12 protein-coding genes are annotated in these 13,787 nt (G+C 35.1%); 7 read left to right on the top strand and 5 right to left on the bottom strand.

The features are described 5' to 3' along the window. Positions 1 to 150: 150 nt before the first annotated feature. The gene (pruA, locus tag AABM59_RS10175; RefSeq protein WP_338408855.1) at positions 151 to 1,779 is read left to right on the top strand and encodes an L-glutamate gamma-semialdehyde dehydrogenase; all 1,629 of its coding nucleotides are present in this window, start codon (positions 151 to 153) and stop codon (positions 1,777 to 1,779) included. A 158-nt stretch (positions 1,780 to 1,937) separates the two neighbouring features. Here the strand turns inward: pruA and rsmG are convergent, their stop codons facing one another. Then, the gene (gene rsmG, locus AABM59_RS10180; RefSeq protein ID WP_338408856.1) at positions 1,938 to 2,567 is read right to left on the bottom strand and encodes a 16S rRNA (guanine(527)-N(7))-methyltransferase RsmG; all 630 of its coding nucleotides are present in this window, start codon (positions 2,565 to 2,567) and stop codon (positions 1,938 to 1,940) included. A gap of 106 nt (positions 2,568 to 2,673) precedes the next feature. On the opposite strand from rsmG, the gene AABM59_RS10185 reads away from it, so the two are divergent. The 4 genes from AABM59_RS10185 to fabD all read left to right on the top strand — a co-directional run bounded on the left by AABM59_RS10185 (position 2,674) and on the right by fabD (position 6,432). Further along, complete coding sequence (locus AABM59_RS10185) at positions 2,674 to 3,771, top strand: acyl-CoA desaturase (RefSeq protein WP_338408857.1); 1,098 nt, start codon at positions 2,674 to 2,676, stop codon at positions 3,769 to 3,771. Positions 3,772 to 3,803: 32 nt separating this feature from the next. Next, on the top strand, positions 3,804 to 4,988 hold the full coding sequence (locus AABM59_RS10190; protein WP_338408858.1) for a pyridoxal phosphate-dependent aminotransferase: 1,185 nt from the start codon (positions 3,804 to 3,806) through the stop codon (positions 4,986 to 4,988). 85 nt (positions 4,989 to 5,073) lie between these two features. Continuing rightward, entirely contained in the window at positions 5,074 to 5,400 is a 327-nt protein-coding gene (locus AABM59_RS10195; RefSeq protein WP_338408859.1) for a DUF6370 family protein, read from the top strand. Between the two features lie 159 nt (positions 5,401 to 5,559). Next, on the top strand, positions 5,560 to 6,432 hold the full coding sequence (gene fabD, locus AABM59_RS10200) for an ACP S-malonyltransferase (protein WP_338408860.1): 873 nt from the start codon (positions 5,560 to 5,562) through the stop codon (positions 6,430 to 6,432). A 156-nt stretch (positions 6,433 to 6,588) separates the two neighbouring features. On the opposite strand, the gene AABM59_RS10205 is transcribed toward fabD, so the two are convergent. Further along, the gene (locus AABM59_RS10205; RefSeq protein ID WP_338408861.1) at positions 6,589 to 8,115 is read right to left on the bottom strand and encodes a GH3 auxin-responsive promoter family protein; all 1,527 of its coding nucleotides are present in this window, start codon (positions 8,113 to 8,115) and stop codon (positions 6,589 to 6,591) included. 152 nt (positions 8,116 to 8,267) lie between these two features. Between AABM59_RS10205 and AABM59_RS10210 the strand changes: the two genes are divergently transcribed. Continuing rightward, the gene (locus tag AABM59_RS10210; RefSeq protein WP_338408862.1) at positions 8,268 to 9,062 is read left to right on the top strand and encodes a DUF2797 domain-containing protein; all 795 of its coding nucleotides are present in this window, start codon (positions 8,268 to 8,270) and stop codon (positions 9,060 to 9,062) included. 42 nt (positions 9,063 to 9,104) lie between these two features. On the opposite strand, the gene AABM59_RS10215 is transcribed toward AABM59_RS10210, so the two are convergent. Beyond that, positions 9,105 to 9,341 (bottom strand): hypothetical protein, encoded by a 237-nt coding sequence (locus AABM59_RS10215; protein ID WP_338408863.1) that lies wholly within the window; start codon positions 9,339 to 9,341, stop codon positions 9,105 to 9,107. Between the two features lie 263 nt (positions 9,342 to 9,604). Beyond that, a complete protein-coding gene (gene sppA, locus AABM59_RS10220) occupies positions 9,605 to 11,365 on the bottom strand; it encodes a signal peptide peptidase SppA (RefSeq protein ID WP_338408864.1) in 1,761 nt (586 codons plus the stop codon). Positions 11,366 to 11,500: 135 nt separating this feature from the next. Between sppA and folK the strand changes: the two genes are divergently transcribed. Continuing rightward, on the top strand, positions 11,501 to 12,637 hold the full coding sequence (gene folK / locus AABM59_RS10225) for a 2-amino-4-hydroxy-6-hydroxymethyldihydropteridine diphosphokinase (protein ID WP_338408865.1): 1,137 nt from the start codon (positions 11,501 to 11,503) through the stop codon (positions 12,635 to 12,637). Positions 12,638 to 12,650: 13 nt separating this feature from the next. On the opposite strand, the gene AABM59_RS10230 is transcribed toward folK, so the two are convergent. Further along, a partial coding sequence (locus tag AABM59_RS10230) for a T9SS type B sorting domain-containing protein (protein ID WP_338408866.1) occupies positions 12,651 to 13,787 on the bottom strand: 1,137 nt, incomplete at its 5' end.

Here is a 13,787-nt window from a genome sequence, read left to right on the forward strand (position 1 = left end):
GAGACCGATTTACTATAATAATTATTCATTTTTCAAACAATCCTTTGTACTTTTGTCGAATATTTAAAAATTCACCCATGTGAATTTATCAATCGTCTAACTTCCACTCGAGGGTAAAGCCCGAATTGAGCGGAGCTAAAATAAAAAAATATGCTTAAAGGATTTTTCAATGTACCAAAAGCAGTTAACGAACCTGTAAAATCGTATGCGCCAAATTCTCCTGAAAAAGCTGCTGTTCTAGCTGCTTACAAACAAATGTGGAATTCTAAAATCGATGTTCCTTTGTACATTGGAAATGAAGAAATAAGAACGGGAAACACTAAAAACATGTCGGCACCACACGATCACAAACATATTGTTGGGACCTATCATTTAGCTGAAAAAACACACATTGAACAAGCGATAACATCTGCTTTAGAAGCAAAGACAAAATGGGCAAATTTAGCTTGGGAACAACGCGCAGCGATTTTCTTAAAAGCAGCTGAATTAATCGCTGGTCCTTATAGAGCAAAGATTAATGCCGCAACAATGATTGGGCAATCTAAAAATGTTTTTCAAGCAGAAATTGACGCTTCTTGCGAATTAATTGATTTTTTACGCTACAATGTTGAGTTTATGACTCAAATCTATAGTGACCAACCAAAATCTGATAGCTCAGTGTGGAATAGATTAGAATACCGTCCTCTAGAAGGATTTGTTTATGCAATTACTCCTTTTAATTTTACTGCCATTGCAGGAAATTTACCAACAGCGCCAGCGTTAATGGGAAATGTTGTTGTCTGGAAACCTAGTGCCACTCAAATTTATTCCGCAAAAGTAATTATTGATGTTTTAAAAGAAGCGGGATTGCCGGACGGTGTTATTAATGTAGTTTTTGGAGATTCAAGTATGATTTCAGAAGTACTTTTAACAAATTCAAATTTTGCTGGAATTCATTTTACTGGATCGACTAGGGTTTTTAATGATATTTGGTTTAAAATAGGCCAAAACATAAATAACTACAAGACTTACCCAAGAATTGTTGGTGAAACTGGCGGAAAAGATTTTGTCATTGCTCATCCAAGCGCTAACGCAAAACAAGTATCAACCGGAATTTCAAGAGGTGCATTCGAGTTTCAAGGTCAAAAATGTTCTGCAGCTTCAAGAGCTTATATTCCACAAAGTTTATGGTCTGCAATTAAGGAACAATTAATTGCAGATGTTAAATCTATGAAAATGGGCTCTCCTGAAAATTTTGAAAATTTCATCACTGCCGTTATTTCAGAATCCTCTTTTGATAAATTGGCAAGTTTTATTGACCAAGCAAAAATTGATTCAGATGCTGAAATCATCGTAGGCGGGAACTATGATAAATCTGTTGGATACTTTATTGAACCAACAATAATCGTGACTACAAATCCGCATTATACCACAATGGAAACTGAATTATTCGGACCAGTAATGACGATTTTTGTTTATGAGGATGCAAAATGGGAAGAAACATTGAAATTAGTTGATTCAACTTCTGAATATGCTCTAACTGGCGCTGTATTTAGCCAAGACCGTTATGCAATTGAGCAAGCAACTGTAGCTTTACAAAATGCAGCAGGAAATTTCTACATTAACGACAAACCAACTGGAGCCGTTGTGGGAATGCAGCCATTTGGTGGTGCGAGAGCTTCTGGAACCAATGATAAAGCGGGCTCAGTATTAAACTTATTGCGTTGGGCTTCTCCTAGGACAATTAAAGAAACTTTTGTTACTCCAACAGATTACAGATACCCTTTTTTGGGAGAATAAAGTCATTGAGAAGAACGAGGTAATCTCATTTAGATATTTAAAAAAACCACAGGAATCAACGTAATTGAGTTCTTGTGGTTTTTTTTACTGTCTTTGCGAGGCATGAAGCAATCTCATTTGTTGCTCACGTTATAAGATTGCTTCGTCCCTCGCAAAACCTATACAGTATGCTTCAAAGGCAAATACACCACTTTTTTAGTCTCAAAAAAGGCATCTTCAAAATAATCAGATAAATTATATTCTGTTGCTTTCGGGAAAGCTGCTAATTCTTCGGTTAAATCACCGCCTTTTAGGTAGAGAATTCCGTTTTTGATTTCGTGTTTATTGTTCTTTTTGATTTTTGTTCGCACCCAAGAAACAAAATCAGGCATATTAGTTACAGCACGACTTACGATAAAATCGAAATCTCCTTTTACCAATTCGGCACGCATTTGTTCGGCTTTCACATTTTTAAGTTCTAATGCTTCGACAACAGCCTGAACCACTTTTATTTTCTTACCAATAATATCAATAAGATGAAAACGAGTTTCAGGAGAAAGAATCGCCAACGGAATTCCAGGAAATCCTCCGCCAGTACCTACATCGAGAACATAAGTTCCGGGTTCGAACTTGATTATTTTAGCAATTCCCAAAGAATGCAAAATATGTTTGGTATATAATTCGTCAATATCTTTTCGGGAAATGACATTGATTTTGGCATTCCAATCGTGGTATAAAAAATTAAGTTTTGCGAATTGCTCCTTTTGAACATCGGTCAAATTGGGAAAATACTTCAGAATCTCATCCATCTTTTAAAATTTTAACAAAAGTACAGTTTTTAGTTTTGAATATTTAACTCAATTTTACAGATTGAAAATTATTAATAATTATCTTTGTGACTTATAAAAATTAAAGATGAACAATGTCACACCTACATTTGCGAAGCAAGACAATCTAAAGTTCTTTAGAATTCTCAACTCCCGAGTAAACAATTACTTCAAAGAAAACAACATACAAAAAACAGGCAACTGGAAATTATATCTAAAAACAATAATTCTGTTTTCTGTTTTTTTAACGCCTTACTTTTTGATTATCACTTTAACAGATATGCCTTTTTGGGTGTTCTTTTTGTTGTCAATTGTTATTGGTGTTGGTATGGCGGGAATTGGAATGAACGTTATGCACGATGGCAATCACGGCTCATACTCCAACAAAAATTGGATTAATAAATTCATGGGAGGAACAATTTATATCTTGGCAGGAAATGTGTACAACTGGCAGGTACAACACAATGTTTTACATCACACTTACACCAATATTCCGGGTCACGATGAAGATCTTGACGCTGGACGCGTAATCCGTTTTACCAAAGATGCGAAATGGTATAGTTTTCATCGTTTTCAGCATTATTATTCTATTTTTTTATACGGTTTATTGACTTTCAACTGGTCATTAACTACAGATTTTAAACAAATGAGTGCTTATCTAAAAAGGAAGTTATCTTATGGCGAAGCCAAAAGCCCGAAAATACTTTGGACAACTTTAGTCATCACAAAAGTTATCTATTTTTCGGTTTGGATTATGCTTCCAATGCTTTTAGGTGTGACATGGTGGAAAGTATTAATTGGGTTTTTTGTTATGCATTACACGGCAGGATTAATTTTGAGCGTAGTGTTTCAACTAGCACATATAATTGATGAAACTACAAACCCACAACCCAATGAATCTGGTGAAATGGAAAACACTTGGGCGATTCATCAATTATTTACAACCGTGAATTTCGCTCCAAAAAGCTGGATTATAAATTGGTACACTGGTGGATTAAATCATCAAATAGAACATCATCTTTTTCCAAATATTAGTCATGTCCACTATGGTAAAATTGCCAAAATTGTAAAAGAAACCGCAAAAGAGTGTCAGTTGCCTTATCACGAATACAAAACAATGCGAAGTGCAGTTATTGCTCATTTTAAGCATTTAAAAACTTTAGGGATGAACCCTGAACTCGCATAACCAAATATCAAACTACAACCTATATTATAAAAATGAATCCACTTTCAGATAGAATCAATAATTTAGCTACTTCACAAACATTAGCGATGGCTGCATTAGCCAGAGAATTAAAATCGCAAGGCAAAGATATTATCAGTTTAAGTTTGGGCGAACCCGATTTCAATACGCCAGATTTCGTAAAAGAAGCTGCTAAACGTGCCATCGACGAAAACTATAGCACTTATTCCCCAGTAGAAGGATACCTTGAACTGAAAGAAGCCATTTGCCGAAAATTCAAAAGAGACAACGGATTAGATTATAAACCATCCCAAATTGTAGTTTCAACCGGAGCAAAACAATCATTGTACAACATTGCACAAGTAATGTTAAACGATGGTGACGAAGTGATTTTGCCAGCGCCATATTGGGTTTCTTATTTTGAAATTGTGAAATTATCCGGTGGGGTTCCCATAGAAGTCCCAACTTCTATTGAAACCGATTTCAAAATAACGCCACAACAATTAGAAGCTGCAATCACACCAAAAACAAAAATGATGTGGTTCAGTTCGCCTTGTAATCCAAGTGGTTCTGTATACAACCGCGAAGAATTAACGGCTTTAGCCAAAGTATTGGAAAAATACCCACACGTATATGTAGTTGCTGACGAAATCTACGAGCACATCAATTTCTCTGGAACTTTCTGCAGCATCGGATCTATTCCTGGAATGTTAGAAAAAACCATAACTGTAAACGGAGTTGCAAAAGCTTTCGCAATGACAGGATGGAGAATTGGATATATTGGCGGACCAGAATTCATAGCAAAAGCATGTACAAAAATACAAGGTCAAGTAACTTCGGGGGCAAATTCTATCGCTCAACGTGCTACTATTACTGCTATCGATGCTGATCCAAGCGTGTTGAACGAAATGGTTGCCGCTTTTAAAAATCGTAGAGATTTAGTTGTAAAATTACTTAAAGATATTCCTGGAATAAAAATTAACGTTCCAGAAGGTGCTTTTTATGTGTTCCCAGACGTTTCTTCTTTCTTCGGAAAAACATTAAAAGGAACCTTTATCAAAGACGCTAACGATTTTTCGATGTACCTTTTAGGCGAAGCCAATGTAGCAACCGTAACAGGTGACGCATTCGGAAACCCAAATTGCATTCGTTTTTCTTACGCAACCAGCGAAGGTATATTGACAGAAGCATTACGAAGAATAAAAGAAGCTGTTGCCTAAACCAATATAAAACTCCAGGATTTTTTAAAAAATTGCGTTTCCAAATTAAAACTAAAGATAAATTAACTTTTAAAATTTTATTTAAATGAAAAAACTAATCTCATTTGTATTATTGTTTTCAGTATTATTAATTAATGCCCAAGACAAAAAAGAGCAATCAAAAGTTCAAACTGTAGAAGCTTCGTGTGGTCAATGCCAATTCAAGATGAAAGGTCACGATTGCGAATTAGCCGTTCGCATCGATGGAAAAGATTATTTTGTAGATGGCACTACGATAGATTCTCACGGTGATGCTCACGCTGAAGATGGTTTTTGTGCCACCATTAGAAAAGCAGAAGTAGTTGGCGAAATAATTGACAATCGTTTTAAAGCTACTTCGTTTAAGTTACTTCCGTTGGAAACAAATAAGTAACCCTAGTTTCAAAATTGTGTCTTTTTTATAAAAACGACGATTTCATTCTTCTAAATGTATCACAAACCTCAAGGGCTTCTAAAAACCTTTGAGGTTTGTCATTTATAAACTATTTTTGCATTTCAATTGAAACAGATTTCAATCTTTAAATTAGAAAAAATGAAAGCATATGTATTTCCAGGTCAAGGAGCACAATTTACAGGAATGGGCAAAGACCTATATGAAAACTCCTCATTAGCAAAATCACTTTTCGAAAAAGCCAATGAAACACTAGGTTTTCGCATCACGGATATTATGTTTGAAGGTACTACCGAAGAATTGAAAGAAACCAAAGTTACCCAACCTGCGATTTTTTTGCATTCGGTGATTTTAGCAAAAACCTTAGAAGATTTCAATCCAGAAATGGTGGCGGGACATTCATTAGGTGAATTTTCAGCTTTGGTTGCTAATGGTGTTTTAACGTTTGAAGACGGATTACGATTGGTTTCAAAACGGGCATTAGCAATGCAAAAAGCTTGTGAATTTAAACCTTCGACAATGGCGGCAGTTTTAGGATTAGCCGATACTATTGTTGAAGAAGTTTGCACCTCGATCGACGGAATCGTGGTAGCGGCAAACTACAACTGCCCTGGGCAATTAGTGATATCTGGAGAAACTTCCGCAGTAGAAAAAGCATGTGAAGCTATGAAAGAGGCTGGCGCAAAACGTGCCTTGATGTTACCCGTAGGTGGTGGTTTTCACTCACCAATGATGGAGCCTGCAAGAGAAGAATTGGCTGCGGCCATTGAAGCAACTACATTCTCCACTCCTATTTGTCCCGTGTATCAAAACGTGACGGCAACGGCGGTGTCTGACCCTACCGAAATCAAGAAAAACTTAATTATCCAATTGACTGCGCCAGTAAAATGGACACAATCTGTGCAACAAATGATTGCTGACGGAGCAACTTTATTTACAGAAGTAGGTCCTGGAAAAGTATTAGCTGGATTGATTGGAAAAATTGATAGAGAAGCGGTGACGGCAAATGCTTAGATTTTAAACCAACAATACACCTTGAAATTTATTCAAAAATTTTTAATGATTTTTGTGTTGCTTTCGCAAATTCCTCTCGCACCGCAGCGCATTCTATGTGGACCACAGGAAACCAAAAAGAAAAACACAAAAGCTATTAAAAATAGTTTTTTCATTCTATTGATTTACGATTATTTGCATATTCTTTAATTGTTCTAAGTAATCTCTTTCGTTAGACAATCTAGGAATTTTATGTTGACCGCCCAATTTGTCTTTTTCTTTTAACCAATCATAAAATAAATTGGGTCTAGCAATGTTAATCACTAAAGGATTCAATGTCATATTATTAAATCGCTTGGCTTCATAATCCGAATTCAATGACTGCAGCGTTTCGTCGAGAATTTTTCGAAAGTTTGAAATATTTTCAGGGGGTTTCTTGAATTCAATCATCCATTCGTGGGCTCCTTTTTCCTTGTCTTTCATAAAAATGGGAGCAACAGTATAATCAACTACTTCGGTTTTAGTAATTTTGCATGTTTTGGCAATAGCTTGATCGGCATTTTCGACCATTAATTCTTCCCCAAAAACGTTGATGTGATGCTTTGTCCTTCCTGTAACCCGAATTCGGTATGGATTCAATGAAGTAAAACGAACCGTATCACCTATCAAATAGCGCCACAAACCAGAATTTGTGGTTATAACAATAGCATAATTTTTAAAAAGCTCTACATCTGCCAATCGAATTGTTTTCTGATTTGGAGTTCCAAAAGTATCCATAGGAATAAATTCATAGAAAATTCCGTAATCCAGCATCAGCAATAAATCATTGGAATTATTCAGATCCTGAATGGCAAAAAAACCTTCGGAAGCATTGTATATTTCGTAATATTTGAAATCTTTTTTAGGAAGGATTTTTTGGTATTGTTCTCGATATGGCTCAAAACTAACGCCACCGTGGAAATAAACTTCAAGATTTGGCCATAATTCCAGTAAATTTTCTTTGCCAGTTTCTTCAAGCAATCGGTTCATTAAAACCAGCATCCAAGAAGGAACGCCGGCAAAACTGGTTACATTTTCGTTTTTAACTTCTTTTATTATAGAACAAAGTTTCGTTTCCCAATCGCTCATCAACGAGATTTTGTTGTTTGGTGTGCTGCTAAATTCCGCCCAAAGAGGCATGTTTTCGATTAAAATGGCAGACAAGTCCCCGAAAAAAGAATTATTGTCTTCGTAAATTTGGGAACTTCCGCCAAGACGAAGACTTTTTCCAAGAAACATTTCAGAATTTTCGTTGTTGTTTAAATACATACACAGTAAATCCTTACTCCCTTTATAATGGCAACCTTCCAAAGCTTCGTTACTTACAGGAATGAATTTGCTTTTGGCATTTGTCGTTCCGCTTGATTTGGCAAACCATTGTATAGGTGATTCCCAGAATACATTTTGCTCCCCTTTTCGAGTTCGTTCAATTAGTGGCTGTAATTCTTCGTAGGTAGAAACAGGAACCCTTTCGGCAAAAGTTGCATAAGAGTTTATAGAAACATAATCATACTGCACTCCTAAAACGGTAAATTCCGAAGCTCGAATCAAGTTCATAAGCAATTCTTCTTGGACCTCATTTGGATATTTAATGAAAAGTTCAATTTGGTGAACCCTTTGCTTTAGAACCCAAGAGGCAAACGAATTGATTATAGGTAGCGGCATTTTTATGATTTACGATTTACGATATTTGATTTACGATATTTGATTTGAATATCGACTAACAAATGCTAACTTTACGACTTTATCAAAAATAGTATTTTTTTTATTAACTTTCTCTATTTAAAATTTGATATCAAATATAGTAAATCTAATATATGCAATACGAAGGTGTTCTTACTAAAATGCAAACCGAATTTGCGAACCCAATTCAATATTATTTGGTTTTTGAAAACAGTTTTTTGAATGTAAATCAGTTGCTCAATAAAAAAATGGAAATTTCTTTTCAGGGTTACCAATGTTTGAATTGCGGCAAAAAAAAGAAAATATTCCGACAAGGTTTTTGTTATGACTGTTTTTATTCGAGTCCAGCCGTTGGCGATTGGATTATGAAACCAGAATTAAGCACGGCTCATCTTGGCATTCAAGACAGGGATTTGGTTTATGAAGAAAAAGTACAATTGCAGCCACACATTGTATATTTGGCTCTGTCAAGCGAAGTGAAAGTGGGCGTAACCCGAAAAACACAAATGCCAACTCGATGGATCGATCAAGGCGCGAGCCAAGCCATTTCGATTGTGGAAGTTCCCAATCGTTATCTGGCAGGAATTACCGAAGTCGCTTTGAAAAATCATTATGCGGACAAAACCAATTGGCGCAAAATGCTCCAAAACGATGTCGAACAAGTCGATTTAATTGCCGAAAGATTGAAAGTTGAGAACTTAATTCCAGTCGAAGTCCAAGAATATTTCTACACGCAAAAAAATGATTTATACGAAATGCACTTTCCCGTTTTTGAATATCCAAAAAAAATAAATAGCTTAAGTTTAGAAAAAATGCCCAATTTTAAGGGAAAACTAACTGGAATAAAAGGGCAATATTTAATTTTCGAGGACGGGACTGTTTTTAATGTGAGAAGTTCCGAAGGGTGTGTGGTAAGCATCAAAGTGTAAAAATTCTATTAGGATTAGTTGGGGTTAATTTATATCTTTTTCTTAAAAACTGTTCAATAAATCATTGGCCTTGGCTTTGATATCCTCTTTTGGAGTTCCGGTTTTCGTTCTGTCGTTTGTTTTTGAGGTGTTTTTATTAATTAAATCGGTCAAAGCCGACGTTCCTTGTTTTAGCAATTTTTCTTTTTGTTGTATCACCAATTGATTGCTCAAATTGGTAACAGCACTTTTTATATCGGTTGAAACTTTCGGGTTGCTAAAACTACCAGACAAAAGCATGTTTATTGGAACATTATCTAGTTTTGTCTTTTATTTCATCCTTAAAAAAATACGGAATGGCAAATAAAGCCGCTACAAATAATGCGACTACAATTCCAGCAGTTATTCCTATTTTCTTTAACATAATGTGATTTTTTAATTTCTAATGGATTAGCAAAAACCTTGACTGATTGCACAAATAAGCATGAAACTTGCGGTACAAAAAAATCCGGTTAAGTTATTTTACTTAAACGGATTTATCTTCATTTTTAGCATAAAATTATTTACTGAATAGCAATTTCAAATGGCATCATTGCCTGAACTCCTTTTCGGGATTGGACCCTTTTTATTTGTTGCATTATATTGTAAGTTTTCGTGCCCAATTCCTCTTTAATAAAGGATTCTTTCGATTTTGCAAATGGAAAATTTTCTAGAATATCGTTGATGTTTTTTTCGTATTCGGGAAAATTTTGTGTGTTGTAATCTTTAATTTTTGCTAAGGTAGCGGCTTCGCGGATGGCTTCATCCATACCACCAATTTTATCCACAAGACCAATTTTTAATGCTTCAGAACCAGACCAAACCCTGCCTTGGGCAATTGAATCTACTTGTGCAAATGACATTTTTCTCCCTTGGGCTACGTGTGAGACAAATGTTTTATAAATATGCTCGACACTTTCGAGTGTAAAAGCTTTAAATTTTTCATCCAAAGGTAAAAACGGACTGTATTCTGCTGCGTTTTCATTGGTTTTAACCTGTTCTGAATGCAACCCAATTTTTGTAGCTAATTGACTGAAGTTTGGCAATATTCCAAAAACGCCAATAGAACCAGTTATAGTGTTGTTTTCGGCAAAAATTTTATTGGCGTTACAAGCAATGTAATATCCTCCAGAAGCAGCATAATTTCCCATAGAAACTACCACTGGTTTTGCTTTTTTTACAAGTTCGATTTCTCTCCAGATCAAATCAGAAGTCAATGCATTTCCACCAGGACTGTCAATTCGAAGTACGATTGCTTTTACATTCTTGTCTTTTCTTGCCTCAATTAACGAGCGACGCATAGAGCCTTCTCCAATTGTGTTGACATCGCCTTCGCCACTTTGAATTTCGCCTTGGGCATAAATAATGGCTATTTTATTTTTGGTGTCAAAATCTTTTGAAGTGGTTGTGGATTTTTTGGTATAATCTAAAATACTTACCTTATTATATTCTTTATCTTTATCCACTTTTAAAATTTTCCTGATAGCATCGTGATACACATCTTCGTAAGCAACAACATCTACTAGTTTTTCAGCTTTTGCCATTTCGGGTGTTCTCGCAAGAAGACCGCTTGCAATTTCATTTAATTTTGCCACGGACACATTTCGACTTTTCGAAACATCAACAGTAACAGAACTCCAAACTGAATTTAATAATGCTGAAATTTGTTCTCTATTCGCTTCGCTCATTTTATTTTCGAGGAAAGGCTCTACGGCACTTTTATATTTTCCGTGCCGAATTACTTCCATTTTGATACCACTTTTATCCTGAAAATCCTTGAAAAACATAATTTCTGCCGATAACCCTTTAAAATCAAAATCTCCTACAGGATTTAGGTAAATCTTGTTAGCAACAGAATTTAAATAATATTCTTTTTGAGAATACGAATTGGCATAAGCCATTACAAATTTTCCTGATTTTTTGAAATCTTCTAATGCGTCCCGCAAGGATTTTCTTTGAGCAATACCTAATTCAGATTCATTATTTAAAATCGAAATTCCTTTGATATCGCTATCAGTTTTAGCCTCTTCGATGGCATTGATAATATCAGAAAGCCCCACTTTTTCTCCGTCGGAAAAAATTGACATCCAAGGATCTTTGTATTTTCCAGCATAATCGTTTTTAATGTGTTCCAAATTTAATTCGATAACTGAATTATTTTTTACCGTTATTTCTTCAGAATCACCCCCAAAAAAGGTTGCAATGATTATTATCCCGAAAATAAACAACATTAGAAAGACGAATAAACCTATAATGGTTGCCAAAACATTTCCTAAAAACCTCATAATTATATTTTTTTAATAAGTAGCTAAAACGCTTGTTGTGTTACAGATTTAAATGCCTTAACAAAAAAAATAGTTATCAACACACGAGCAAATATAGTTCAATTATAAAAATGTTTTACTTAATTTGTGTTTAATATGAAATCACAACATCAAGTCGTTTTATCTCTTGGAACCAATAAGGGCAATCGCCTTCGAAACATAGAAAATTGTTTGCAATTAATCCATCAAGAAATTGGGACTATAATCAAAGTTTCGAAGTTATATGAAACGCCATCTTGGGGTTTTGATGGTGATGCGTTTTACAATTGCGCCTTGGTTTTGCATACTTTTAGTTCCGCTGATAAAATTTTGACAAAGATTTTGAAGATGGAAGCGCAATTGGGTCGAGTTCGCAATGACACTTCAGAATATCAATCAAGAATTATCGATATTGATTTAATTGCTTTCGATGAAGAAATTATTAATTCAGAAAACCTTCAAATTCCTCATTCATTGATGCAAAATAGACGGTTTGTATTGTTGCCAATGCTGGATTTAAATTTAGATTGGAAACATCCCGTTTTTCAAAAAAAAATACATGAATTACTGGAGATTTCTCCGGATAAAAGCGTTTGCACAATAGTCCAAAACTTGAAAAACCCTTTGGATAAAATTCCTTTAGAACAGTTTAATTACATTGCTTTTGAAGGGAATATTGGAGCTGGAAAAACAACTTTGACTACAAAAATAGCTGAAGATTTTAATGCCAAAACGGTCTTGGAACGTTTTGCTGATAATCCTTTTCTGCCTAAATTTTACGAAGACCAAAACCGGTATGCCTTTCCGCTAGAAATGTCATTCCTTGCCGACAGATACAAGCAATTGTCCGACGATTTGGCGCAATTCGACTTGTTCAAGGATTTTATTGTCGCCGATTATCATATTTTTAAATCCTTGATTTTTGCTAAAATCACCCTTGCTGATGATGAATATCGTTTGTATCGCACCTTGTTTGACATTGTTTATAGAGAAATGCCAAAACCAGATTTGTATATTTATTTATATCAAAATACCGAGCGATTATTGCAAAACATTAAGAAAAGAGGAAGAGATTACGAACAAAAAATTCCTGCCGAGTATTTGGATAAGATTAATAGTGGTTATCTGGATTACATCAAATCACAAACGGAATTGAATGTTTTGATAATTGATGTTTCCGACCGTGATTTTGTGAAAAATCAGGAAGATTATCTTTATATTTTGGAAGAAATTCAAAAGAAGATTAGTAAATAAATTTGCTTTTTGATTATCTTTTTAGCGCAAAATGACCTTTTGCTAGTCTTCCATCTTCTAGTTTTAGAGTAAACCAATAATCATCCGCAGGCAAAGTAGCTCCATTATAGCTACCATCCCAGCCTTGGTTTAAATAAGGAACCCATTGCTTTAGGAGTTTTCCGTATCGGTCAAAAATATAGATTATTGATTTTGAATTGAAATTTGCATTTACTCCTTTTATACTCCAATAATCATTATAACCATCATTGTTTGGTGTAAAGAATTTTGGCGCACCTATAATAGCAATCGTTCTACTAACAAACCCACAGCCATCTTTGTCATTGATGAAAACTTCGTGAATTCCAGCAGGGACATTATTAAAGAAATAAGAGTCTTGCCAATATCCACTAGGTTCATCTAAACTGTATTCATATTTTCCTTTTCCTGTTACATTTACGGTAACTGTATTTATATCGGTTAAGTCTACAATGTCAATACTTTCGATACTTGCTATATCCGAAGCAGTAACGTTTATGGTTCTAATTCTACTACAACCAGAGCTATTTGTCACTTCGACAGCATAAGTTCCTTCGGTATTTACTGGTAAAGTTGAAGCTGTTTTACCAATTAAAACAGTTCCGTCTTTTGACCAAACGTAGCTATAATTACTTGGTAGTGATCCGTCTTGAATTCCTGCATCGAGTTGTACAAAAAAGGTGGGCAGATTGGAACACACCAATTCATTTTCGCCGCCATTTGTATTCAAGTTAATTTTTGGAATTGGATTAACGACAAAATTTAAAGTTGTAGTAGCGGTACAAACCGTGTTTATTGGATTTGTTACTTTTACTATGACATCTTGAGTTCCTGTTGTAAAGGGAGGTGCCAAAGTCGAAAGAACAGTTCCGTCTTGTAATGTGTAAGTAACCGTCATTCCAGTTTGGCTGCCTAAAATAGTAGCTTCGAATGTTGAGGTATCGAATGCATATTCTCCGTCTTGATCCAAAGGATCTAGTTCATCATCACAAATTGTTGTCAACGAAACCGGAACGGCGAAAGCTTCCGGTAAATCATCAACGATAAATTGTATGGTGGTTTCGTCAAAACAGTTTAATGAGGTATTATTGGTTACAACCGCTTTTATGGTTTGTGAAGTTGTTGCAAAAGT

This window comes from uncultured Flavobacterium sp. (genome assembly GCF_963925185.1).
Lineage (GTDB): Bacteria > Bacteroidota > Bacteroidia > Flavobacteriales > Flavobacteriaceae > Flavobacterium.

What these genes read in the sequence shown, in the direction of transcription:
- pruA (WP_338408855.1), top strand. Translation starts at nt 151, where the DNA reads ATGCTTAAAGGATTTTTCAATGTACCAAAAGCAGTTAACGAACCTGTA.
- rsmG (WP_338408856.1), bottom strand. Translation starts at nt 2,567, where the DNA reads ATGGATGAGATTCTGAAGTATTTTCCCAATTTGACCGATGTTCAAAAG.
- AABM59_RS10185 (WP_338408857.1), top strand. Translation starts at nt 2,674, where the DNA reads ATGAACAATGTCACACCTACATTTGCGAAGCAAGACAATCTAAAGTTC.
- AABM59_RS10190 (WP_338408858.1), top strand. Translation starts at nt 3,804, where the DNA reads ATGAATCCACTTTCAGATAGAATCAATAATTTAGCTACTTCACAAACA.
- AABM59_RS10195 (WP_338408859.1), top strand. Translation starts at nt 5,074, where the DNA reads ATGAAAAAACTAATCTCATTTGTATTATTGTTTTCAGTATTATTAATT.
- fabD (WP_338408860.1), top strand. Translation starts at nt 5,560, where the DNA reads ATGAAAGCATATGTATTTCCAGGTCAAGGAGCACAATTTACAGGAATG.
- AABM59_RS10205 (WP_338408861.1), bottom strand. Translation starts at nt 8,115, where the DNA reads ATGCCGCTACCTATAATCAATTCGTTTGCCTCTTGGGTTCTAAAGCAA.
- AABM59_RS10210 (WP_338408862.1), top strand. Translation starts at nt 8,268, where the DNA reads ATGCAATACGAAGGTGTTCTTACTAAAATGCAAACCGAATTTGCGAAC.
- AABM59_RS10215 (WP_338408863.1), bottom strand. Translation starts at nt 9,341, where the DNA reads ATGCTTTTGTCTGGTAGTTTTAGCAACCCGAAAGTTTCAACCGATATA.
- sppA (WP_338408864.1), bottom strand. Translation starts at nt 11,365, where the DNA reads ATGAGGTTTTTAGGAAATGTTTTGGCAACCATTATAGGTTTATTCGTC.
- folK (WP_338408865.1), top strand. Translation starts at nt 11,501, where the DNA reads ATGAAATCACAACATCAAGTCGTTTTATCTCTTGGAACCAATAAGGGC.